We start from the raw sequence: 22,746 nt of genomic DNA, 5'->3' as shown, positions 1-22,746 counted from the left end.
CTCGCCTCACCTCCCTATGGAGAAGAGGAAACGGGACCGGTCCCCTCTCCCCTCAGGGGAGAGGGTTAGGGTGAGGGGCTACAACGCTTTCATTTAAAAAGGATTACCCAATGACTATCAACCTGAAAAACCGCAATTTTCTCAAACTGCTGGACTACACCCCGGCGGAAATCCAGTACCTGATCGATCTGGCAATCACCCTGAAAGCCGACAAAAAAGCCGGGCGCGAGAAGAAAACGCTGGTGGGTAAAAACATCGCACTGATTTTTGAAAAAACCTCCACCCGCACCCGCTGCGCATTTGAAGTCGGCGCGTTCGACCAGGGGGCGCAGGTAACATACCTCGGGCCAAGCGGTTCGCAAATTGGTCACAAAGAGTCGATGAAAGACACCGCGCGTGTACTGGGCCGTATGTATGACGGTATCGAATACCGTGGTTATGGGCAGGATATCGTCGAGGAGCTGGGCCAGTACGCTGGCGTGCCGGTCTGGAACGGGCTGACCAACGAGTTTCACCCCACGCAGATCCTCGCGGATTTGATGACCATGCTGGAGCATGCGCCAGGGAAAACCCTGCCGGACCTGAGCTTTGCCTATCTGGGTGATGCACGCAATAACATGGGCAACTCATTGATGGTGGGTGCAGCGAAAATGGGGATGGATATCCGTCTGGTCGCGCCAAAATCATTCTGGCCGGAAGAGACACTGGTTGCCCGCTGTCGCGACATTGCTAAACAAACCGGAGCACGCATCACGCTCACCGATGATGTAGACGAAGGTGTACACGGTGTCGATTTCCTCTACACAGACGTGTGGGTATCAATGGGCGAGCCGAAAGAAGCCTGGTCAGAACGCGTCAGCCTGATGAAACCCTATCAGGTTAACGCTGCGGTCGTGAAAGCCACGGGCAACCCGCATGTCAAATTCATGCACTGTCTGCCCGCCTTCCATAACGAGCACACCAAAGTCGGTAGCGAAATCGAGATGGCCTATGGCCTGAAAGGATTGGAAGTCACGGAAGAGGTCTTCGAATCCGCCAACTCTATCGTCTTTGACGAAGCAGAAAACCGGATGCACACCATTAAGGCGGTTATGGTGGCGACACTCGGCGACTAACGACTCCCCCGGCGTGCCGAGGGTGCGCCGGGGTAACGGAGAACATCATGGGCAAGTTCAAATTTCCTTCCGCTTACACCATTCTCTTTTTCCTGATCGCCGTGGTTGCCGCCCTGAGCTGGGTGATCCCCGCCGGTCAATACCAAATGACACTCAATCCGGCTCTGGGCAAAGAGGTGCCGATAGCCGGTACCTATGCCCACGTCGCCTCCCACCCGCAGGGGCTTATTTCGGTGATTATGGCCCCCATCAGTGGCCTGTACGATCCGGTGAGCGGCCAGGCGGGTGCTATTGATGTGGCGCTGTTTATTCTGATCATCGGCGGCTTTCTTGGCATCGTCACCAAAACCGGCGCGATCGACGCGGGTATTGAACGCGTCACTACGCGACTACGCGGGCGAGAAGAGTGGATGATCCCGATCCTGATGGCGCTGTTTGCCGCGGGCGGCACCATTTATGGCATGGCGGAAGAGTCCCTGCCGTTCTACACCTTGCTGGTGCCGGTAATGCTGGCCGCCGGGTTCGATCCACTGGTCGCCGCATCAACGATCCTGCTCGGCGCGGGGATCGGTACGCTCGGTTCCACCATCAACCCTTTCGCCACGGTGATCGCCGCCAACGCCGCCGGGATCCCCTTTACCCACGGAATGATGCTGCGCGCGGTGATTCTGGTCGTGGGCTGGATGATTTGCGTGGCGTGGGTGATGCATTACGCCCGCAAAGTGCGAGCCAACCCGGCGCTCTCGATTCTCGCAGATAAGCAGCAGGAGGATCGCGCGTATTTTCTCGGCAATAAATCGGCGGAAACGCTGGCGTTTACCCCGGTGCGCAAAGTGATCCTGCTTATCTTCGTGGTGGCCTTTGCGGTCATGATTTATGGCGTGTCGGTGCGTGGTTGGTGGATGGCGGAAATCTCCGCGGTGTTTCTCGCCAGTGCCATTATCATCGGGCTTATCGCCAGAATGAGCGAAGAGGAACTGACGTCTACCTTTATCAACGGCGCACGGGATCTGCTGGGTGTCGCACTGATTATCGGTATCGCGCGCGGTATTGTGGTGATCATGGATAAAGGGATGATTACCCACACTATTTTACACAGTGCCGAGGGTATGGTCAGTGGGTTATCCACCATCGCGTTTATCAACGTGATGTACTGGCTGGAAGTGGTGCTGTCGTTCCTTGTGCCTTCTTCATCCGGGCTGGCGGTTCTGACGATGCCGATCATGGCGCCTCTCGCTGATTTCGCTAACGTCAACCGCGACCTGGTGGTGACGGCCTATCAATCCGCATCCGGCATCGTCAACCTGGTCACGCCCACCTCCGCGGTGGTGATGGGCGGTCTGGCGATTGCGCATGTTCCATATGTGCGTTACCTGAAATGGGTGGCGCCGCTGCTGGCGATCCTGACTGTTCTGATCATGGCGGCGTTGAGCCTTGGAGCCCTGCTGTAAGGGTGAATGAATGCCGGATAACGCGTCGCTTATCCGGCTTACGGCAGGTTTGGCAACATCAATGGGAAAAATAACATGAACGAATATGGAGATTATTCTGCGAAAGAGCAGCTACAGCTGGAGGTATGCCAGCGTCTGATTAGCGAGAAAAGCTACCTTTCCCAGGAGGAAATTCGCCGTGACCTTCAGTATCACGGCTTTGACAGTATCAGCCAGTCTACCGTTTCCCGCCTGCTGAAGTTGCTCGGCGTCATCAAAATTCGCAACGCCAAAGGACAAAAAATTTATTCGGTAAATCCGCAATCGCGCCCCGCGCCCGACGCCGCCCGTTCCATTTCGGAAATGGTGGTCAGCGTGGAGCATAACAGCGAATTTATCCTTATCCACACCGCTGCCGGGTACGGCCGCGCGGTGGCGCGTATTCTGGATTATCACCAGTTATCCGGGGTGCTTGGCGTGGTGGCGGGAAGCAGTATTGTCTGGGTGGCTCCGCGTGAGGTCGCACGCACTGCGCTGGTGCATAAACAGATTAAATACCTGCTTAAATCGCATGATTATTCATATAGAACCGTTTGCCATGGGTAAAATGTGCATCAATCGCTTGATTCGCAAAAACAGCTGCGTATAATCCGGGACAATTTGCCGGGAGGAAGTATGGTCCAGTGTGTACGACAGACTGTCTTACCGCGTCTGAAAAAGGGCGCAGGCCTGCCGTTTTCCTTTCCCGTTGCTTATCCTATTCACAGCCCCTCTATTGAGGGGCTTTTTTTTGCGCAGTCGTCAGGAGATAACCATGGCTAATCCGCTATATCAGAAACATATCATTTCCATAAACGATCTCAGCCGGGAAGAACTTGAACTGGTGCTCGCCACCGCCGCGCGACTGAAGGCAACCCCTCAGCCGGAGCTGCTGAAACACAAGGTGATCGCCAGTTGCTTCTTTGAAGCCTCCACCCGCACGCGTCTCTCGTTTGAAACGTCCATGCATCGCCTCGGCGCGAGCGTGGTGGGCTTTTCAGACAGCAGCAACACATCGCTGGGTAAAAAAGGCGAAACGCTGGCCGACACCATTTCGGTTATCAGCACCTATGTTGATGCGATTGTGATGCGCCACCCGCAGGAAGGCGCCGCGCGGCTGGCCACGGAGTTCTCCGGTGGCGTGCCGGTGCTGAATGCCGGCGACGGCGCTAACCAACATCCGACGCAAACGTTGCTCGATCTGTTCACCATTCAGGAAACCCAGGGCCGGCTGGAAAATATCAATATCGCGATGGTCGGCGACCTGAAATATGGCCGCACGGTGCACTCGCTGGCGCAGGCGTTGGCGAAGTTTAGCGGCAACCGTTTCTTCTTTATCGCTCCGGACGCGCTGGCCATGCCGCAGTACATCCTCGATATGCTCGATGAAAAAGGCATGGCCTGGAGCGTACACGCCAGCATTGAGGAGGTGATGGCGGAAGTCGATATTCTGTATATGACCCGCGTACAGAAAGAGCGCCTCGATCCGTCGGAATACGCCAACGTTAAAGCGCAATTCGTTCTGCGCGCCAGCGACTTGACCAGTGCGCGCAGCAATATGAAAGTGCTGCACCCGCTGCCGCGCGTTGATGAGATCACCACCGACGTGGATAAAACGCCGCATGCCTGGTATTTCCAGCAGGCCGGTAACGGCATTTTCGCCCGCCAGGCGCTGCTGGCGCTGGTACTTAATCGCGATTTGGCACTGTAAGGGGAACACGACAATGACACACGATAATAAACTGCAGGTCGAAGCGATCAAATGCGGCACCGTGATTGACCATATTCCGGCGCGCATCGGGTTTAAACTGCTGACGCTGTTCAAGCTGACGGAAACCGATCAGCGCATCACTATCGGTCTGAATCTGCCCTCCGGCGAGATGGGGCGTAAAGATTTGATCAAGATCGAGAACACGTTTCTGACCGATGAGCAGGTCAACCAACTGGCATTGTATGCCCCGCAGGCCACGGTAAACCGCATTGACGACTATGAAGTGGTGGGTAAATCGCGCCCCAGTTTGCCTGAGCACATTGTGGGCGTGCTGGTCTGCCCGAACAGCAACTGCATCAGCCATGCCGAGCCGGTGTCATCCAGCTTTGCGGTGAAACAGCGCGCTGACGATATTGCCCTGAAGTGCAAATATTGTGAGAAAGAGTTCTCGCACCATGTGGTGCTGGCGAACTAATTGCGGTTGGTAAAGCCCCTCCCCCTCCCTATAATGTGGGGGAACCTTATCACCGTAGTCATTCAGGAACTATTATGACCAAAGTTATCGCGACGGAAAATGCACCAGCAGCTATCGGCCCTTACGTACAGGCTGTTGATCTTGGCAATATGCTCCTTACTTCCGGTCAGATCCCGGTCGACCCGAAAACTGGCAGCGTTCCGGACGACATTGCCGCGCAAGCGCGTCAGTCGCTGGACAACGTGAAAGCTATCGTGGAAGCGGCAGGTCTGAAAGTAGGCGACATCGTCAAAACCACCGTGTTTGTGAAAGATCTTAATGATTTCGCGACGGTAAACGCGACGTACGAAGCGTTCTTTACCGAGCACAACGCAACCTTCCCGGCCCGTTCCTGCGTGGAAGTGGCGCGTCTGCCGAAAGATGTAAAAATCGAGATCGAAGCGATCGCGGTACGTCGCTAAGCGACCCGCGCTTACCCGGTAAAACGCCTGCGTCTGGCCGGGTAAGCGCAGCAAAGGTGCCTGATGGCCGTTCGCCACCAGGCTCACCACGTTTGATTACTGCCAACCGTAGCGACGGCTGTAGAACCCTTTCACCCACTGTGTCAGCGTCATGTAACCTGCCAGAATCGCCACCAGCCACGGGAAGTAAGAGAGCGGCAGCGGCTGCAATTGCAGGTAACCCGCCAGCGGCGAAAATGGCAGCACAATCCCCACACAAATCACCATCAACGTCATCGCAATTAACGGCCAGGCCGCACGGCTCTGAATAAACGGCACGCGGCGGGTGCGGATCATATGCACAATCAGCGTTTGCGACAGCAAGCCCTCCACGAACCAGCCAGACTGGAACAGGGTTTGCGCTTCCGGCACGTTGGCTTTAAAGACCCACCACATCAGACAAAACGTCAGAATGTCAAAAATGGAGCTGATCGGGCCAAAGAAGATCATAAAACGCCCAAGATCGGCGGGATTCCAGCGCTGGGGTTTTTCGATCTGTTCGTCGTCAACGTTATCAAACGGGATCGCCACCTGCGACACATCGTACAGCAGGTTCTGGATCAGCAAGTGCAACGGCAGCATGGGCAGAAACGGCAGGAACGCGCTCGCTACCAGCACGCTGAAGACGTTGCCGAAGTTAGAACTGGCCGTCATTTTGATGTATTTCAGCATATTGGCGAAGGTGCGACGCCCTTCAATGACCCCCTCTTCCAGTACCATCAGGCTCTTTTCCAGCAAGATGATATCGGCCGCTTCACGGGCAATATCCACCGCACCATCTACGGAAATACCAATATCCGCCGCGCGCAGTGCTGGGGCGTCGTTAATGCCATCGCCCATAAAGCCCACCACATGCCCTTCACGCTTCAGCAGGGTAACAATGCGCTCTTTGTGCATCGGCGTCAGGCGTGCGAACAGCGTCGTGCGTTTTGCCAGTTGTGCCAGCGCATCATCGTCCAGGTGCTCAATCTCACTGCCGGTCACTGCATCGCCGACCTCCAACCCGACTTCGTGGCACACTTTCGCCGCCACCAGCTCACTGTCGCCGGTGAGGATTTTGACAGTGATGCCGCTGGCTTTCAGCGCTTTTAGCGCGGGTGCCGTGGTCTCTTTCGGCGGATCAAGGAAAGCGATGTACCCTTCGAGGATCAGATCCGACTCGTCCGCACGCTGGTAATCACCACTGCGCGCCGGAAGGTATTTCGTCGCCACGGCCACCACGCGCAATCCCTGGCGATTCAGGGTGCTGGTCACACGTTCAATACGCCGCAGCATGGTCTCATCCAGCGGGAAAATCTCGCCGTTAAAACGCACCTGGGAGCAGACGCTGAGGATTTCCGCCAGCGCACCTTTGCAAATCAGCTGATGCACATCGGCCTGCTGCGCCACCACCACCGACATACGGCGACGTTCGAAATCAAAGGGGATTTCGTCCACCTTGCGCCAGCCGGCGGCCAGCGTTTGTGCGGCATCCGCATCCACGCCTTCCAGTACGGCGGTATCCAGCAGATTTTTCAGCCCGGTCTGGTAATGGCTGTTCAGCCAGGCGCTATGCAGTACCCGTTCACTGCTTTTGCCGCTGATATCCGTATGATTTTCCAGCACGATTTTATCCTGCGTCAGCGTGCCGGTTTTATCGGTGCAGAGGATGTCCATCGCGCCGAAGTTCTGGATCGCATCCAGATGTTTGACGATCACTTTCTGTTTCGACAGTTTCACCGCACCGCGCGCCAGCGTTGAGGTGACAATCATCGGCAACATTTCCGGTGTCAGACCCACAGCAACGGACAAGGCAAACAGCGCAGCTTCCCACCAGTCGCCTTTCGTAAAGCCATTGATCAGCAACACAATCGGCGTCATCACCATCATAAAGCGAATCAGCAGCATGCTGACGCGGCCAATGCCTTTCTGGAAAGCGTTCGGCTCACTCTCCTGCTCGCTCACCCGTCCGGCCAGTTGGCCGAACCAGGTGTGACCGCCAGTGGCGATCACCATCGCCTGCGCCGTCCCGCTTACGACGTTAGTCCCCATAAAGCACAGTGTGTCGCATTCCAGCGGGTTCTGTTGCCCTTGCTGACGCGTCGCGGCCACTTTCTCAACCGGCAGAGATTCGCCGGTCAGCGAGGCCTGTGCGACAAACAGATCCCGCGCCTGCATCACACGCAGATCGGCGGGGATCATGTCGCCTGCTGCCAGTTTTACGATATCGCCGGGCACCAGTTGATCGATCGGGATCTCGCACCAGCCGTTTTCGCCTTTCTCATTAACCACCCGTAATACCGTTGCGGTATTGCTCACCATCGCTTTCAACGCATCCGCGGCTTTGGTGGAGCGCGCCTCTTGCAGGAAATTCAGCAGCGTCGATATCGCCACCATCAAGGCAATCACACTGGCGGCAAACAGATCCTCCGAGGCATAGGAGATCACCCCCAGGCAGGTGAGCAGCAGGTTAAACGGGTTGCGATAGCAGACCCACAGGTGCACCCACCAGGGCGACGGTTTCTGCGCCGGAATGAGGTTTTCACCGTGCGTTTGACGGGCCAGTTCAACGTCCTGCGGGTTCAGCCCTTCCGGGTGGCTGGCGAACGTTTGCCACAGCAGCGTAGGCTCCATGTTGGCAACGTTCAGACAGCGTTCGCTTAATGAGGCGGGGATGTCGCCATGCGCAATGTGTTGCGCGCCAGGCAGCGGATCGCGCTGTACCAGGCGGCGGGGTAAATGGCGGTTCAGGCGAGCGAAAAGCTGCCGGGTAATGTTTTTCAGCATAACAGTGTCCTTGCCCCCGCATCACGCGGGTGCTTATGTTGCAGGCACGGAAAGCCACGCCTGCAGGTGTCATCTGGTTGGCAGGGACAAAAAAAATGTCGCTGCCTTACGCATCCGGTAAGGCAGCAAAAGCAGGCTTACCGGTTGTTTCTCCGTCGCGGGAGAGGGGTGGGATCGGGATCCATCTGACCTCCGGTAAGGTAGTGAAGAGTGAATGATTACAGTGCGGTATCATAGCGCAGACGAATTAAACGAAACGTATACATACAACAATCCATATAGCTGAAAGGCAGCAACGCAGCGTGTAAACCAGACTTTGCTCATTGCCGATCGGTTGGAACCAGGACGAAACTCCTTTATTCTGCAAACCGCCTGAGAACGGAGAGGGATTCACGCATGCAAAACCGGCTGACCATTAAAGATATCGCGCGCTTAAGCGGGGTGGGTAAATCCACCGTCTCCCGCGTGCTGAATAATGAAAGCGGCGTAAGCCAGCGTACGCGCGAGCGGGTTGAGGCCGTCGTCAATCAGCATGGTTTTTCCCCTTCCCGTTCGGCGCGCGCCATGCGCGGACAGAGCGATAAAGTGGTGGCAATTATCGTCTCCCGTCTGGATTCCTTGTCAGAAAACCTTGCCGTGCAGACCATGCTGCCAGCGTTTTACGAGCAGGGGTACGATCCGATCATGATGGAGAGCCAGTTCTCCCCGGAACTGGTAGAAGAGCATTTGCAGATGCTCAGCCGCCGCAATATCGACGGTGTGGTGCTGTTCGGTTTTACCGGCGTCACAGAGTCCCTGCTCGCCTCCTGGCAATCCTCGCTGGTGTTGCTGGCGCGCGATGCCGATGGTTTTTCCTCCGTCTGTTATGACGATGAAGGCGCTATTCAGCTCTTGATGGAGAACCTCTACGCGCAGGGGCATCGTCATATCAGCTTTATCGGTGTACCGCACAGCGACATCACCACCGGCAAACGCCGCCACGACGCGTACCTGGCGTTTTGTAAAACGCATCAGCTGGAGCCGCTGTCCGTGCTGCCAGGCCTCGCCATGAAGCAGGGTTACGAACATGTGGCGCACGTGCTGACCGCACAGACCACCGCCCTGCTCTGCGCGACAGACACCCTTGCACTCGGTGCCAGCAAATATCTGCAGGAGCAGCGCATCAACAACCTGCAACTCGCCAGCGTCGGTAACACACCGTTAATGAAATTCCTGCACCCGGAGATTATCACCGTCGATCCCGGCTATGCCGAAGCCGGTCGTAAGGCCGCCGCACAGTTGATCGATCAGGTAAATGGTCGCGTTGATCCGCGACAGATTGTGATCCCCGCCCACCTGGTGTGATCCCCCCTCCCAACGGTTTATTGTGATCCTCGCCCAATTTCGGGAACGTTCCCATTTTCAATTTTTTTGCCCGCGGTTACGCTTTGCTCCGGTCATTACGCATCATTTCTCCCCCAGAGGCACCATGATGAGCAAAGTAAATCAAACAGACATCGAGCAACTGATCGCGCGGGTCGGCGGACGGGAAAACATCGCCACCGTCAGCCACTGCATTACGCGGTTGCGCTTTGTATTGAACAACCCGGCAGCTGCCGATCCGAAGGCTATTGAGCAGTTACCCATGGTCAAAGGCTGTTTCACCAACGCCGGGCAATTCCAGGTGGTGATCGGCACCGACGTTGGCGACTACTATCAGGCGCTGCGTGTCGCCACCGGGCTGGCCCACGCCGATAAAGAGCAGGCTAAACTGGCGGCACGGCAGAATATGAAGTGGCACGAACGCCTGATCTCGCACTTCGCGGAGATCTTCTTTCCGCTGCTGCCTGCGCTGATCAGCGGCGGTTTGATCCTTGGCTTTCGCAACGTGATTGGCGATGTGCCCATGAGCAACGGGCAGACACTGGCGCAGATGTCACCCGCGCTGAAGACGATTTATGACTTCCTGTGGTTAATTGGCGAAGCCATCTTCTTCTATCTGCCTGTGGGTATTTGCTGGTCTGCGGTACGCAAAATGGGCGGCACGCCGATCCTCGGTATCGTTCTGGGCGTAACGCTGGTTTCCCCGCAGTTAATGAACGCCTACCTGCTGGGCTCACAAACGCCGGAAGTGTGGAACTTCGGCCTGTTTACCATCGCCAAAGTGGGTTATCAGGCGCAGGTAATCCCGGCATTGCTGGCCGGGCTGGCGCTGGGCGTGATCGAAACCCGTTTAAAACGTCTGGTGCCGGATTACCTCTATCTGGTGGTGGTGCCGGTCTGTTCGCTGATCCTGGCCGTCTTCCTTGCACACGCCTTGATTGGCCCGTTTGGTCGCCTGATTGGTGATGGCGTGGCCTTTGCCGTGCGTCATCTGATGACCGGCAGTTTTGCGCCTATCGGCGCGGCACTGTTTGGCTTCCTCTATGCGCCGCTGGTGATCACGGGTGTGCACCAGACCACACTGGCAATCGATATGCAGATGATCCAGAGCATGGGCGGAACGCCAGTCTGGCCGCTGATTGCCCTCTCCAATATTGCGCAAGCCTCGGCGGTGGTCGGCATCATTATTTCCAGCCGTAAACAGAATGAACGCGAGATCTCCGTTCCTGCCGCCATCTCCGCCTATCTGGGGGTCACGGAACCGGCAATGTACGGTATCAACCTGAAATACCGCTTCCCGATGCTGTGCGCGATGATCGGTTCCGGCCTCGCCGGGCTGCTGTGCGGCCTGAATGGCGTGATGGCGAATGGCATCGGCGTCGGCGGTTTACCAGGGATCCTCTCTATTCAGCCGACATTCTGGCAAGTCTTCGCCCTGGCGATGGCTATCGCAGTGATGATCCCCATGGCGCTGACCTCCTTTATTTATCAGCGTAAGTTCCGTCACGGCACATTGCAGATTGTGTAATTTTTGGGGCGCCGTTGCGCCCCCTTCCTTTTCGCAGGACATTGTTATGAATACCCTTCCCCACTGGTGGCAAAACGGCGTTATTTATCAGATCTACCCCAAAAGCTTTCAGGACACGACCGGCAACGGCACCGGTGATTTGCGCGGCGTCATCACCCGACTCGACTATCTGCAAACCCTCGGTGTAGACGCCATCTGGCTGACGCCGTTTTATATTTCGCCGCAGGTGGATAATGGTTATGACGTGGCGAATTACACCGCCATTGACCCTCTGTACGGCACGCTGGACGATTTTGACGAACTGGTGGCGCAGGCTCATCAACGCGGGATTCGTCTGGTGCTGGATATGGTGTTTAACCACACCTCAACGCAGCACCCCTGGTTCCAGGCAGCGCAGGATCCCACGAGCCCTTACCGCTCTTTTTATATCTGGCGTGATGGCGTCCCCCAAACGCCGCCCAATAACTGGCGCTCAAAATTCGGCGGCGGCGCGTGGCGCTGGCACAGTCAAAGCGGTCAGTACTACCTGCATCTTTTTGCCCCGGAACAGGCGGATCTCAACTGGGAAAACCCGGCGGTACGCAATGAACTGAAAAAAGTCTGCACGTTCTGGGCAGATCGCGGTGTTGACGGTTTACGTCTGGATGTGGTGAATCTGATCTCCAAAGCGCAGGATTTCCCCGACGATGAGCAGGGCGATGGCCGCCGTTTTTATACCGATGGCCCGCGCGCTCACGCTTTTTTGCAGGAGATGAGCCGGGAAGTCTTTCAGCCGCGCGCGCTGATGACGGTCGGAGAAATGTCCTCCACATCACTGGATCATTGCCAGCGTTATGCGGCGCTGGATGGCCGCGAACTGTCGATGACCTTTAACTTTCATCATCTGAAAGTGGACTACCCCAACGGGGAAAAATGGACGCTGGCGCGCCCCGATTATGGCGCGCTGAAAGCCCTGTTCCGCCACTGGCAACAAGGGATGCACAACGTTGCGTGGAACGCGCTGTTCTGGTGTAACCACGATCAGCCGCGCATTGTGTCGCGCTTTGGCGATGAGGGGGCCTTGCGCGTGCCATCGGCTAAAATGCTGGCCATGGTGCTGCACGGTATGCAAGGCACGCCGTATATCTACCAGGGTGAAGAGATTGGCATGACCAATCCGCACTTTTCCCGCATTACCGATTACCGCGATGTGGAAAGCCTCAATATGTTTGCCGGGTTACGCACTGCCGGGCGTGAACCCGATGAATTGCTGGCGATACTTGCCAGTAAATCTCGCGACAACAGCCGCACACCGATGCAGTGGACGGCCCGCAAAAATGCCGGTTTCACCACCGGCGATCCGTGGATCGGGCTTTGTGATAACTATCGGGAAATCAATGCGGAAAATGCCGTCAGCGATGCAGATTCGGTATTTTATACCTATCAGACTTTGATCCGTCTGCGTAAAACCCTGCCGTTGTTAACGTGGGGGGATTACCAGGATCTCCTGCCTGCACACGCAAATTTATGGTGTTATCGCCGCCAGTGGCAAGGACAGACGCTACTGGTTATCGCCAATCTCAGCGATGAATGCCAGTCATGGCGGCCCGGTGCCTTGCCAGGCGACTGGCGGGTACTGATAAGTAACTATGCCGAAACCGCTTCCCGTCCCGTCGACATGACGTTACGGCCATTTGAAGCCGTATGGTGGCTGCAAGAGTAATTTTTTGTCCCTTCGCACAGAAAAACAGCAGGCATAAACCTGCTGTTTTTGTTGAATTTTTAGTCAAAATGAGAATTGAAAAATTTACACTCCGCCAGGTCGCCCGTCCTCTGTGCTATCAGATTTTTACTTTGTTCTGAGTCAATAAAAACGTAAACATGTTTGATGCAAATCACTATATATAGAAATTAGAATGCACGCCGGCCCTATATGTTGTATTAATCGACTACGATCTACACAAGCATACCGCCTGGACAGCAATGCATGCTGTGGATAACGCGGGCCGAAACGGGACGAACCCATTGGTTTTAGTAATGAATAATCAGCCAGTCAGCGCGTCCTTTATTGTGGATAACCTGTTTTCTAAAATGGAGTGATCATGACACCGCATGTGATGAAACGAGATGGCTGTAAAGTCCCTTTCAAATCAGAGCGCATCAAAGAAGCGATTTTGCGTGCAGCTAAAGCAGCGGGAGTCGATGACGCAGACTATTGCGCCACCGTCGCAGAAGTTATCAGCAACCAGATGCAGGGCCGCTCGCAGGTTGATATCAGCGAGATTCAGACAGCCGTCGAAAACCAGCTTATGTCCGGGCCGCATAAACAACTGGCGCGCGCCTATATTGAATACCGCCATGACCGCGATATCGCGCGGGAAAAACGCGGCCGCCTGAACCAGGATATTCGCGGGCTGGTTGAGCAGACCAACTCAGCACTGCTCAACGAGAACGCCAACAAAGACAGTAAAGTGATCCCCACCCAACGCGATCTGCTGGCGGGTATCGTGGCCAAACACTATGCCCGTCAGCATCTGCTACCGCGAGATGTGGTACTGGCACACGAGCGCGGCGAGATCCACTATCACGATCTCGATTACTCCCCGTTCTTCCCGATGTTCAACTGTATGCTGATCGATCTGAAAGGCATGTTGACGCACGGGTTTAAAATGGGCAATGCCGAAATCGAGCCGCCAAAATCGATTTCTACCGCCACCGCCGTTACTGCGCAGATCATCGCGCAGGTCGCCAGCCACATCTATGGCGGCACGACAATTAACCGTATTGATGAAGTCCTGGCACCGTTCGTGACCGCCAGCTTCGAAAAACATCGCAAAGTGGCGACCGAATGGAATATTCCGGATGCCGATGGTTATGCCCACAGCCGCACCGAAAAAGAGTGTTACGATGCCTTCCAGTCGCTGGAATATGAAGTCAACACGCTGCATACCGCCAACGGCCAGACCCCGTTCGTCACCTTCGGTTTTGGCCTGGGCACCAGTTGGGAGTCACGCCTGATCCAGCAATCAATCCTCCGCAATCGTATTGCCGGTCTGGGTAAAAACCGCAAAACCGCCGTGTTCCCGAAACTGGTTTTCGCGATTCGCGATGGTCTGAACCACAAGTTCGACGATCCGAACTACGACATCAAACAGCTTGCGCTGGAGTGCGCCAGCAAACGTATGTACCCGGACATCCTGAACTACGATCAGGTGGTCAAAGTCACTGGCTCGTTCAAAACCCCGATGGGCTGCCGCAGCTTCCTGGGCGTGTATGAAGAGAACGGTGAGCAGATCCACGATGGGCGTAACAACCTGGGCGTGATCAGCCTTAACCTGCCGCGCATTGCGCTGGAAGCGAAAGGCAATGAAGACGTGTTCTGGAAACTGCTGGACAGCCGTCTGCAATTGGCGCGCAAAGCGCTGATGACGCGTATTGCCCGCCTGGAAGGCGTGAAAGCGCGCGTGGCCCCCATTCTGTATATGGAAGGTGCCTGCGGCGTGCGCCTGAAAGCGGACGACGATATCGCACCGATCTTCAAAAACGGTCGCGCCTCTATTTCGCTGGGTTATATCGGGATTCACGAAACCATTAACGCGCTGTTCGGCAATAAACATATTTATGACAGCGAAGCCCTGCGTGCCAAAGGCGTGGCAATTGTTGAACGCTTGCGTAAAGCGGTGGATGAGTGGAAAGAAGAGACGGGTTACGGCTTTAGCCTGTACAGCACGCCGAGCGAAAACCTGTGCGACCGTTTCTGCCGTATCGATACCGCCGAATTTGGCGTGGTGGAAGGCGTAACAGACAAAGGTTACTACACCAACAGCTTCCATCTCGACGTTGAGAAAAAGGTTAACCCGTACGACAAAATCGATTTCGAAGCGCCGTACCCGCCGTTAGCCAGCGGGGGCTTCATTTGTTATGGCGAATACCCGAATATTCAGCACAACCTGCGTGCACTGGAAGATGTCTGGGATTACAGCTACCAGCATGTGCCGTATTACGGCACCAACACGCCTATTGATGAGTGTTACGAGTGCGGTTTTACCGGTGAGTTTGAGTGCACCAGTAAAGGCTTCACCTGCCCGAAATGCGGCAACCACGATGCCACCCGCGTGTCGGTGACCCGTCGGGTATGCGGTTATCTTGGCAGCCCGGACGCACGTCCGTTTAACGCCGGGAAGCAGGAAGAAGTGAAACGCCGCGTCAAACACCTCGGCAACGGGCAGATGGGTTAACGTCTATTTGCCCGATGGCACTGCGCTATCAATCTGCTATATATCCGCAACGCAATTGACGTCAGAACAAGGCGACAATTGCGTGTGTCCCGGGGAGTTTACATCAGTAAGTGACCCGGGCGCGCGCAAGCAGCCAACGCAGCGATGGCGTCAATTGATAAGCGGATGAGATGCGAAAATGAATTATCACCAATATTACCCAGTCGACATTGTCAACGGTCCCGGCACCCGCTGCACACTGTTCGTCGCCGGCTGCGTGCATGAATGCCCCGGCTGTTACAACAAAAGCACCTGGCGGCTGAACTCCGGCGTGCCGTTCACGGCCGAAATGGAAGAGCGCATAATCGCGGATCTCAACGACACCCGCATTAAACGGCAGGGGATTTCACTCTCCGGCGGCGATCCACTGCACCCGCAAAACGTGCCGGATATTTTAAAACTGGTCACCCGCATTCGCGCCGAATGCCCCGGTAAGGATATCTGGGTCTGGACGGGCTACAAGATGGACGAACTCGACGCCGCACAGCGTGAAGTAGTCGCACAGATCAACGTGTTGGTGGACGGAAAATTTGTCCAGGATTTGAAAGACCCGATGCTGATCTGGCGAGGCAGCAGCAACCAGGTCGTCCATCACTTGCGCTAAACAGCGCGGCAGCCGCTTGCTGGCATTCCGGTAAGCGGCCGCGTTTTCTCGTTTGCCCACCGCTACAGCAAAAACCAAACCGTCACGCCAGTTGCGTGTACACCTTTAAATACCCCCCCGCCACGGTATAAGCGTGTTGCGGTATCGTTCATCCCCAACAGGTTCTAAAAACGGCTGAGCGATTCCATTGCTACGCGTTTGAACGTGGCAAAGTCTGCACAGGCACAAAGCCTGGCGGTGGCGCGTTCGCGCAAGAAAGTGACGAAAATATCGTAGATCGCCATCGCCTCTTCGTACTCGCTTTTGCTGATCGCCAGTAAAAAAATGACATGCGCGGTGTCGTCTCCCCAGCGGATCCCCTGCGGGGCCAGCACGGTATAGACCACGGTTTTTTTCGCCAGCAACCCAAGGGCGTGCGGTAAAGCAATGCCTTCCCCCAGCAGGGTGCTGACAATCGCTTCACGTTCAATGACCGAGTCGAGAAATTCTGCGTCGACAAAACCTTCATCACGCAATTGGTCACAGAGGGTGGTAAACAGCGTTTGCTGATCCATCTCACCGTCGATAATGCGGAAATGGAGCGCATCAAAATACTTTTCCAGCATCCACGGGCGCGTTCTGTCCACCAGCACCAGTTTGCCGATCTGCTCCAGTTGATACTCACTGGGGAACGGCGCAATAGTGACCACCGGTTTATCTTTTTCACTGACCCGCGCAGTGGAAATCACAAAATCTTCGGCAATAGTGGCGCACTGCTCGTAATCACGCAGCGTCACGGTGCGGGTAACCACAATTTGCGGGTATTTCCGCCCCAGCACGGCTTCAATCATGCGCGCCATTGCATTTCCGGCATCACACACCAGCAACACCTGCGGTTGCCGCTGGTAACCAATGTTGTAGTGACGCTCCAGCCCCACGCCAATGTGCAGCACCAGAAAACCGATCTCGTTTTCGCTGATCACATACGGTGTGTATTTCCCCCAACTGGAGACCGCCGCCAGCGTCATGTCCCAGGCCATGGGGTAGTGCTGCTTGATGTTATCCAACAGCGGGTTGGGGATCATGATTTGGTAGCGCACGCGGGTGATCATGGTTTTGATATGCGTCAGCAGGTCCGCATGCAGTTGTGTGTCGTTTTGCAGGTTGTAGTTATAGTGGCTATTGATATAGCCAAGAATGTAATTCACCAGTGTTTCATCATCATCGGCGCTGATGGCGCTGGGTACCAGCTCCTGCACGCGACGCCCGGCGATATGCACTCGCAGCCAGTGCTCTTCCGCCGCCGCCAGCGGTTTCCCCGCCAGTTGTTGCAATGCGGCTGAGATATCCCGTGCGGCGTCGCGCACGTTCTCATCCCCATCATCGGCGGTAAATTCCGACAGCGGATAGCCCTCGCTGATACGGCGTACTGCAACAGCGCAATACAAGCGGATAAACAGATCGCCTTCATCAGTCAGGCGAATGTGATAACGACTAAAACAATCGTGTAGAACAGACGCCAGTGCTTCCGGCACGCCTGGATTGAGCGCATCTTCGGTGATCAGCGGGTTCTGTGCATTCTGTTGCGCCAGCTCCCACAGTAAATCCGTCAGGCAGGCGCGCAGTGCCATTTCACTGCCAAACAGTTTCATACCATGACGCGGGCGGGTTTCCAGCGTCAGGCGATAGCGGGAAAACCACTCGCGCACTTCCGTCATGTCGTTTTGCAGCGTGGCGCGGCTGACAAACCATTCGTCCGCCAGATCTTCCAGTTTGAGGGAAAACGCGGAGGTGAGAAAACGCACCACCAGATAGTGCACCCGCTCCGGAGCACTGCGCGGAATACGCAACGCACGCGGGCGGGTGGCCTGCAAGCTCTGATAGCGGGCAGCGTCATCGATTTTTAGTTGATAACCGCTGCCGCGCGTCAGCACAAATTGCGCACCGTGCTGCAACAGCAACGCGTTGAGAGCAGTGATATCGGCCCGAACGGTACGCGTTGACACAGACAAGCGCTGTGCCAGCTCATCCTGCGGTAGCGTTTCGTTTTGCAGCATAGTAAACAGTTGCGCTAAACGTTGGTTCGGGAATCGCACATCGCTCTCCAGGCTTTAAGGGTGAGATGAAATGACCATCTGAGATGGACTGCCCACCGGGGTGTAATCCGGCTCAAATTGCAGTTTTCCGTTGGGTTCCACGCGAAAGCGGGTGATGTTATCGCTGCGCTGATTCAGCACATAGAGCCAGCGCCCATTCGCCGCCAACGTCAGCGTGCGCGGATAATCACCGCGTGTACACACATCGTCCTGATGCATGAGCGAACCATCGGCTTTCACCGTAAAGTGCCCAATGCTGTTATGCAACCGGTTGGCAACATACAACTGTTTGCCATCGGCGCTTAACACCAGACCCGCGGCAAAACTGGTGCCTTTGTAGTCTTTCGGCAGCGCAGAAATGGTTTCCCCCTGCTGTAATGTGCCGGTGGTTTTATTCAGCGCGTAGTGCGTCAGCGTCGACGACTCTTCATTAATCAGCCACAGGCCGTCGCCTTGCAGCGTGAAAACAAAGTGACGTGGACCGGCTCCTTTGGAAGAGGCACTGATAAAAGGTGGATCATTAGGTGTTAACGCGCCTGTTTTGCCATCAAACTTATACTGGTAAATGCGATCCAGCCCCAGATCGGTGGAAAAGACAAATTTCCCGCTCGGATCGGCGGCAATCATATGCGCATGGGGACCATTGTGATCGCTTATCGCAAAACTACCTTCCACCGCCGCTTGCGGTTTTGCCGTGCCAGGTTCCCCCTGATCCTGCCGCTTGTCCACCGCTTCCCCGAGGCTGCCATCATCGTTAACCGGCAACACGGCAATCGAACCGCTGACGTAATTCGCCACCAGCAAGAAACGGCCATCCGGCGTTAGTGACAGATAGACCGGCCCGGCCCCGCCAGACGCCACTTGATTGAGCACGCTCAGCTCGCCATTGTTGCCAATACGCAGCGCCTGAACCGCGCCCTGCTCCACTTCGCTGGCGAGATAGAGCGTCTTGCCATCGCGCGCCACGGTCAGTTGCGCCGCGTTCGGCAATGTGCTGACCAGCGTTTTATTCCCAAGCACTCCCGATTGCGGATCGACGGTGAAACGGTACAACCCTTCACCATTCGGGTTGTACGTTCCCACCCAGGCGTATTCGGTTTGTGCCATGACGTGGGTCGCCAGCAGAGAGAGTGAAGCGGCAAGTAGATAACGAACAGTCGTCATAATGGCTCCTGACACAACGGTTGAGTTGCTCCCTCACAGCAGGGAGAGGGAGTGCGTTTACTGCACCCGTTTTTGGGTTATCGCCATCAGTTGACAAACGTCCGCCGGACGCGTGTCGCCGCTCACCTTATCGATGATTGAGCTGTAAACATGCGGGATAATTTTACGCACTCCCGCCTCCAGTGCGATTTGCAGGATCTCACCAAAATTGTCCAAATCGATACCGCCAGTCGGCTCCAGCCAGAAATCGTAACGCGCACAAGCTTCAGCCACCGCCAGATACTCGTCACGGCACGTCAGACCGCCCATTGGGAAGTATTTAACCGAGCTGCCGCCCATATCTTTTAACAGTGCAATTGCCGTCTCAATCGGTACAACGCCGTCCGCAGCCTGGCTGCTTAGCGGCCCGGTGGAGATTTTCACCAGCCCTGGCGTTCCCGTTGGCGAGACCAGGCCGTTTACCACCGTCTCACTCTGCCCCAGCAGCGCCCGGCTGGTTGCCACGCCGGTAAAGACCTGATTCACATGCTGCGGTTGCACCTCACGGGCGATGGCGCTGACCATGGCGGACTGGTTCGGATCACCCGCACCCAGGCCGACAGAGAGCGCGTTATCAATACGCGCTGCATAGTCGCGCATATCGGCGACCGCCGTGGCAACGTCCGGGTAGTTTTTCGACAGGACGCCCACCAGCACATGGCCTTCTGCAGCCTCGTAAATGGCGCTGGCGTTATCTTTACTGCCTGCCAGCACATTCAGGCACACACGGTCACGGTAAAAATTGGGGGTCAGTTTCATGGGCGTTGCTCCTTGTTCAGTTCTTCGGCGATGCGGCGATACACCACCGCCAGTTGGTCGGCAGTTACGCTACGGACATCGGCCTCGATAATGCCTTCATTGGCTTTATAGCCACGGAAGTAAATGGCGTATTCCCCCTGTTTCAGGGCGCTGACTAAATCACCTGTGGCGATACCCGTTATCGCTTCGTCGAACTTGATTTCGCTACGGGCAATATCTCGCCCGGCGCTGTCCCACACGACGCGCGCGCTGACGCCCGGCAGCGTATTAAGCTGGTCGATAAACGGCGTCATTTTGGCGACCATTTCCGCACCGCTCTCTTTCCGGGCGCTAAGGTAGTGTTCAATGGCGCAGGTCAGTCCGAGAATGCCCTCTTTGCCCACTTTCATCGCCCGACCAATGCCCGCCGTCTGGCGTTTGACCCACTCGACGTACTGCGTTTTGCCGATCACCAGCCCGCTAGTTGGCCCCTCGATCGCCTTCGCGCCGCTGTAGATAACCAGATCGGCGCCAGCGCGGTAGTAGCACTGCAAATCTTCTTCCGCTGCCGCATCGACAATCAGCGGCAGATCGTGTTTACGCGCCACCACGACAGCCTGCTCAACGCTGAGCATGCTTTTCTGTACGCAGTGGTGGGACTTGATATAGAGGATCGCCGCCGTGCGCGGGGAGATCGCCGCCGCCAGTTGATCGGCGGAACATTCGTTGGCGTAGCCGGCTTCCACAACCTTACCGCCGCCCAACGCCACCATTGTGCCGACCGGTGCGCCAAAGTTAACGTTATGGCCGCGCGGCAGTACGATTTCGTTGTTCTCAATCACCGTGCTGTGCAGGTTTTCCAGCAACCAGTCACTCTCTTTCACCAGTACAGCGGCCACCGACTGTGCAATACCGGCAGAAGCACAAGAGACCACCGTCGCGCCCTCAACCTCCAGCAAATTCGCGATGTACTCCCCGGTCTTGTTCACCAGATCTTTCATTTCGAAGTAGTGATTCATGCCGCTAAGGACCGCCTCAACCACTTCCGGGCGCGGGGTGGAGACGCCGAGCGCCGTCATGCGCCCGGAGGCATTAATCACCTGTTTTAATTGGTACTTATCATAAATCGAAGGCATGTTCCGCACTCCCCTGTTCGGTCATATAGCCATGGCCTGCACGAATGGCGGCCAACGGCGTGATTAACTGTTCAGCCTGTAAGCTTTCGTGTTCCGCATCGGTAAACAGCACTGGCTGGCGCTTCAGGTCGAAAATGGTCAGATCGGCGTCATAACCGACCGCCAGTCGCCCTTTCTGTTTCAGGCGCAGGCCCTCGGCGGCGTGGTCGGTCACACAGGCAATCACCTGCGGCAGCGACAGGCCAATGGCGAGAAATTTGGACATCACGTTCGCCAGTGAGCGCACCGGGCCGTCAATGCGGTTGCGGCAGTAGATGTCGGAACTGATGGTCTGCGGCAAAATGCCCAACGCTATCGCACGTTTTGCCACCGTAAAGATAAAACTGGCGCTGCCGTGCCCCACATCCAGCCGCACACCGCGGCGAAGCGCGCGGGCAACGGACGCGCGCAACTCCCCGCCGGGGGTCAGAATGCGGTTCGGTTTACCGTTATAGCAGTGGGTGATGATGTCGCCGGAGGTGAGCAGATCGGCAATCTCGTCGAGGTTCGGCGGGTTGTTACCGATATGCACCATCAGCGGTAAATCACCGTTCTCTTTTTGTATCGCTTTCGCGCGTTCAAGCGGTGTAATGCCGTTGTCACCCACCACGCTGCTGCTCATCCGCGCTTTCAGGCCAACGATAAAATCCGGGTGGCGTTGCACCGCATCACGTACGGCGCTGGCATCGATATTATTCAGGTTCGCCAGCTCGTTTTGTGCAATCAGTCCCACGCGGGAGATATTCAACAGCGCATAGACTTCCGTGGTTGCCTGGCGGGTGAGGGTATAAAAATCGTCAATATCGTCCGCACCGGTGCTGCCTGCATCGATCACCGTGGTGACCCCGGTTGCGATCCCGACACTGTCGGGCTGATCGTGATAGATCGGCGAGTTTGGATAGCAATGGACGTGGGAGTCGATCCACCCGGCGCTGACATAATGTTCACCGTGTAAATCAACAGATTTCACCGCCGGGCCGCTGATATCACCCAACGCGGCGATTTTACCCGCACTGATGGCGATATCCGTCACCGTATCGTCAACCAGACGTGCCCGGCGCAGGAGTAAATCAAACATGCGTATCTCCAGAAGTAACGGGCGCCGTAGCGCCCGCGGGTATCAGAGGGCCACCGGGAAGATGGCACCCAGCAACATCGCACCCAGGATCGCGCCCCCGGTGATCGGCTTTTGCCAGAGGTAAAACAGCAGTGCGCCCACCAATGAACCGATGCCAATAGGAATCGAGGCCGTCATGGCGCTGAGAATAATCAACGGGCCAAGGAAGCGACCCGACGCATTACCCGCCCCCATCATCACGTCTGCGCCGTAAGTGGAGTCGCTCTGGTTAATGGTGAACTTACGCGCCAGGATAATCAGGTAACCAATCAACACCCCAATCACCAGACCGGTTGCCAGCGAGGCAACAAAGTTCGCCACCGGGAAGACAAAGCCCGCGCCGAGCAGCAGTGCCGGAACGCCAAGCCCGACACCGGTTTGGATCGCGCCGCCGATATCCAGAATCCCCACCAGCGAACCTTCAATAATGCGGGCAAACAGGAAGCTGGCACCAAACGCCGCCACCGCTCCGTATACGCCAGTGTCCATACCGGAGCGCAGCATCGAGACAAACGCCACTTCGTTGAACGCGCCGATGCCGTACAGGTAGTACATATGTGTCCCGGCAAAGACGCCGGAAGAGAGCAGGCCGACGAAAATCGGGAATGACCAGTCGGCGTACCAAAAGCCTTTATTCTGTTCCATCGTCTTT

General features: G+C 56.1%; 20 protein-coding genes and 1 pseudogene. 13 read left to right on the top strand and 8 right to left on the bottom strand.

The features are described 5' to 3' along the window. The first annotated feature begins 110 nt into the window (after nt 1-110). From argF to GA0061071_RS04475, 3 genes are all read left to right on the top strand, one after another. Nucleotides 111-1,115: an ornithine carbamoyltransferase gene (argF, locus tag GA0061071_RS04485; RefSeq protein ID WP_061498209.1), complete on the top strand. Its 1,005-nt coding sequence runs from the start codon at nt 111-113 to the stop codon at nt 1,113-1,115. Between the two features lie 47 nt (nt 1,116-1,162). Continuing rightward, nucleotides 1,163-2,566: a YfcC family protein gene (locus GA0061071_RS04480; RefSeq protein WP_088237293.1), complete on the top strand. Its 1,404-nt coding sequence runs from the start codon at nt 1,163-1,165 to the stop codon at nt 2,564-2,566. A gap of 75 nt (nt 2,567-2,641) precedes the next feature. Next, on the top strand, nt 2,642-3,151 hold the full coding sequence (locus GA0061071_RS04475; protein WP_061498215.1) for an arginine repressor: 510 nt from the start codon (nt 2,642-2,644) through the stop codon (nt 3,149-3,151). Here the strand turns inward: GA0061071_RS04475 and GA0061071_RS04470 are convergent. Next, nucleotides 3,125-3,241, bottom strand: coding sequence for a hypothetical protein (locus GA0061071_RS04470; RefSeq protein WP_088237430.1), 117 nt, complete (start codon nt 3,239-3,241; stop codon nt 3,125-3,127). The genes GA0061071_RS04475 and GA0061071_RS04470 overlap by 27 nt on opposite strands. Between GA0061071_RS04470 and pyrL the strand changes: the two are divergent. From pyrL to ridA, 4 genes and pseudogenes are all read left to right on the top strand, one after another. Next, nucleotides 3,221-3,324, top strand: a pseudogene (gene pyrL / locus GA0061071_RS04465) (pyr operon leader peptide). The gene GA0061071_RS04470 and the pseudogene pyrL sit on opposite strands and share 21 nt — an antisense overlap. Nucleotides 3,325-3,359: 35 nt before the next feature. Continuing rightward, nucleotides 3,360-4,295, top strand: coding sequence for an aspartate carbamoyltransferase (pyrB, locus tag GA0061071_RS04460; RefSeq protein ID WP_061498218.1), 936 nt, complete (start codon nt 3,360-3,362; stop codon nt 4,293-4,295). Between the two features lie 13 nt (nt 4,296-4,308). Continuing rightward, nucleotides 4,309-4,770, top strand: coding sequence for an aspartate carbamoyltransferase regulatory subunit (pyrI, locus tag GA0061071_RS04455; RefSeq protein ID WP_061498221.1), 462 nt, complete (start codon nt 4,309-4,311; stop codon nt 4,768-4,770). A 74-nt stretch (nt 4,771-4,844) separates the two neighbouring features. Next, the gene (gene ridA, locus GA0061071_RS04450; RefSeq protein ID WP_061498224.1) at nt 4,845-5,231 is read left to right on the top strand and encodes a 2-iminobutanoate/2-iminopropanoate deaminase; all 387 of its coding nucleotides are present in this window, start codon (nt 4,845-4,847) and stop codon (nt 5,229-5,231) included. 96 nt (nt 5,232-5,327) lie between these two features. On the opposite strand, the gene mgtA is transcribed toward ridA, so the two are convergent. Further along, nucleotides 5,328-8,036 (bottom strand): magnesium-translocating P-type ATPase, encoded by a 2,709-nt coding sequence (gene mgtA / locus GA0061071_RS04445; protein ID WP_088237292.1) that lies wholly within the window; start codon nt 8,034-8,036, stop codon nt 5,328-5,330. Between the two features lie 95 nt (nt 8,037-8,131). Between mgtA and GA0061071_RS23830 the strand changes: the two genes are divergently transcribed. From GA0061071_RS23830 to nrdG, 6 genes are all read left to right on the top strand, one after another. Further along, nucleotides 8,132-8,254 carry a hypothetical protein gene (locus GA0061071_RS23830; RefSeq protein ID WP_271044622.1) on the top strand — a complete coding sequence of 41 codons (123 nt, stop codon included), beginning with the start codon at nt 8,132-8,134 and terminating at the stop codon, nt 8,252-8,254. Nucleotides 8,255-8,432: 178 nt separating this feature from the next. Continuing rightward, nucleotides 8,433-9,380, top strand: a complete 948-nt coding sequence (gene treR / locus GA0061071_RS04440; protein ID WP_088237291.1) for a trehalose operon repressor TreR — start codon at nt 8,433-8,435, stop codon at nt 9,378-9,380. A 127-nt stretch (nt 9,381-9,507) separates the two neighbouring features. Next, entirely contained in the window at nt 9,508-10,926 is a 1,419-nt protein-coding gene (gene treB / locus GA0061071_RS04435; RefSeq protein ID WP_061498232.1) for a PTS trehalose transporter subunit IIBC, read from the top strand. 46 nt (nt 10,927-10,972) lie between these two features. Beyond that, nucleotides 10,973-12,628, top strand: a complete 1,656-nt coding sequence (gene treC / locus GA0061071_RS04430; protein ID WP_088237290.1) for an alpha,alpha-phosphotrehalase — start codon at nt 10,973-10,975, stop codon at nt 12,626-12,628. A 379-nt stretch (nt 12,629-13,007) separates the two neighbouring features. Continuing rightward, the gene (gene nrdD / locus GA0061071_RS04425; protein ID WP_061498251.1) at nt 13,008-15,143 is read left to right on the top strand and encodes an anaerobic ribonucleoside-triphosphate reductase; all 2,136 of its coding nucleotides are present in this window, start codon (nt 13,008-13,010) and stop codon (nt 15,141-15,143) included. Between the two features lie 178 nt (nt 15,144-15,321). Beyond that, nucleotides 15,322-15,786 (top strand): anaerobic ribonucleoside-triphosphate reductase-activating protein, encoded by a 465-nt coding sequence (gene nrdG / locus GA0061071_RS04420; RefSeq protein ID WP_061498254.1) that lies wholly within the window; start codon nt 15,322-15,324, stop codon nt 15,784-15,786. 164 nt (nt 15,787-15,950) lie between these two features. Here nrdG and GA0061071_RS04415 read toward each other — a convergent pair whose 3' ends face one another. The 6 genes from GA0061071_RS04415 to GA0061071_RS04390 are packed head-to-tail and all read right to left on the bottom strand — an operon-like array spanning nt 15,951 to nt 22,739. Continuing rightward, the gene (locus GA0061071_RS04415) at nt 15,951-17,861 is read right to left on the bottom strand and encodes a BglG family transcription antiterminator (RefSeq protein ID WP_061498257.1); all 1,911 of its coding nucleotides are present in this window, start codon (nt 17,859-17,861) and stop codon (nt 15,951-15,953) included. A gap of 15 nt (nt 17,862-17,876) precedes the next feature. Next, nucleotides 17,877-19,025 carry a lactonase family protein gene (locus GA0061071_RS04410; RefSeq protein WP_088237289.1) on the bottom strand — a complete coding sequence of 383 codons (1,149 nt, stop codon included), beginning with the start codon at nt 19,023-19,025 and terminating at the stop codon, nt 17,877-17,879. A 57-nt stretch (nt 19,026-19,082) separates the two neighbouring features. After that, entirely contained in the window at nt 19,083-19,823 is a 741-nt protein-coding gene (gene dagF / locus GA0061071_RS04405) for a 2-dehydro-3-deoxy-phosphogluconate aldolase (protein ID WP_088237288.1), read from the bottom strand. Then, nucleotides 19,820-20,938 (bottom strand): DgaE family pyridoxal phosphate-dependent ammonia lyase, encoded by a 1,119-nt coding sequence (locus tag GA0061071_RS04400; protein ID WP_061498266.1) that lies wholly within the window; start codon nt 20,936-20,938, stop codon nt 19,820-19,822. The genes dagF and GA0061071_RS04400 overlap by 4 nt, the downstream gene beginning before the upstream one ends. Further along, nucleotides 20,922-22,055: an amidohydrolase/deacetylase family metallohydrolase gene (locus GA0061071_RS04395; protein WP_088237287.1), complete on the bottom strand. Its 1,134-nt coding sequence runs from the start codon at nt 22,053-22,055 to the stop codon at nt 20,922-20,924. The genes GA0061071_RS04400 and GA0061071_RS04395 overlap by 17 nt, the downstream gene beginning before the upstream one ends. A 42-nt stretch (nt 22,056-22,097) precedes the next feature. Then, nucleotides 22,098-22,739, bottom strand: coding sequence for a DUF4310 family protein (locus tag GA0061071_RS04390; RefSeq protein ID WP_061498282.1), 642 nt, complete (start codon nt 22,737-22,739; stop codon nt 22,098-22,100). Between the last annotated feature and the right edge of the window lie 7 nt (nt 22,740-22,746).

This window comes from Kosakonia oryzendophytica (genome assembly GCF_900094925.1).
GTDB lineage: Bacteria > Pseudomonadota > Gammaproteobacteria > Enterobacterales > Enterobacteriaceae > Kosakonia > Kosakonia oryzendophytica.
The sequence above is the reverse complement of the archived record's forward strand: the minus strand, read 5'-3'. Positions and strand labels throughout refer to the sequence as shown.

Bases quoted from the DNA above. Each gene is read 5' to 3' on its own strand.
- treR (WP_088237291.1), top strand. From the start codon at position 8,433: ATGCAAAACCGGCTGACCATTAAAGATATCGCGCGCTTAAGCGGGGTG.
- GA0061071_RS04395 (WP_088237287.1), bottom strand. From the start codon at position 22,055: ATGTTTGATTTACTCCTGCGCCGGGCACGTCTGGTTGACGATACGGTG.
- dagF (WP_088237288.1), bottom strand. From the start codon at position 19,823: ATGAAACTGACCCCCAATTTTTACCGTGACCGTGTGTGCCTGAATGTG.
- argF (WP_061498209.1), top strand. From the start codon at position 111: ATGACTATCAACCTGAAAAACCGCAATTTTCTCAAACTGCTGGACTAC.
- nrdG (WP_061498254.1), top strand. From the start codon at position 15,322: ATGAATTATCACCAATATTACCCAGTCGACATTGTCAACGGTCCCGGC.
- ridA (WP_061498224.1), top strand. From the start codon at position 4,845: ATGACCAAAGTTATCGCGACGGAAAATGCACCAGCAGCTATCGGCCCT.
- pyrI (WP_061498221.1), top strand. From the start codon at position 4,309: ATGACACACGATAATAAACTGCAGGTCGAAGCGATCAAATGCGGCACC.
- GA0061071_RS04390 (WP_061498282.1), bottom strand. From the start codon at position 22,739: ATGGAACAGAATAAAGGCTTTTGGTACGCCGACTGGTCATTCCCGATT.
- GA0061071_RS04410 (WP_088237289.1), bottom strand. From the start codon at position 19,025: ATGACGACTGTTCGTTATCTACTTGCCGCTTCACTCTCTCTGCTGGCG.
- GA0061071_RS04475 (WP_061498215.1), top strand. From the start codon at position 2,642: ATGAACGAATATGGAGATTATTCTGCGAAAGAGCAGCTACAGCTGGAG.
- treB (WP_061498232.1), top strand. From the start codon at position 9,508: ATGAGCAAAGTAAATCAAACAGACATCGAGCAACTGATCGCGCGGGTC.
- nrdD (WP_061498251.1), top strand. From the start codon at position 13,008: ATGACACCGCATGTGATGAAACGAGATGGCTGTAAAGTCCCTTTCAAA.
- GA0061071_RS23830 (WP_271044622.1), top strand. From the start codon at position 8,132: ATGTCGCTGCCTTACGCATCCGGTAAGGCAGCAAAAGCAGGCTTACCG.
- mgtA (WP_088237292.1), bottom strand. From the start codon at position 8,036: ATGCTGAAAAACATTACCCGGCAGCTTTTCGCTCGCCTGAACCGCCAT.
- GA0061071_RS04400 (WP_061498266.1), bottom strand. From the start codon at position 20,938: ATGCCTTCGATTTATGATAAGTACCAATTAAAACAGGTGATTAATGCC.
- GA0061071_RS04480 (WP_088237293.1), top strand. From the start codon at position 1,163: ATGGGCAAGTTCAAATTTCCTTCCGCTTACACCATTCTCTTTTTCCTG.
- treC (WP_088237290.1), top strand. From the start codon at position 10,973: ATGAATACCCTTCCCCACTGGTGGCAAAACGGCGTTATTTATCAGATC.
- pyrB (WP_061498218.1), top strand. From the start codon at position 3,360: ATGGCTAATCCGCTATATCAGAAACATATCATTTCCATAAACGATCTC.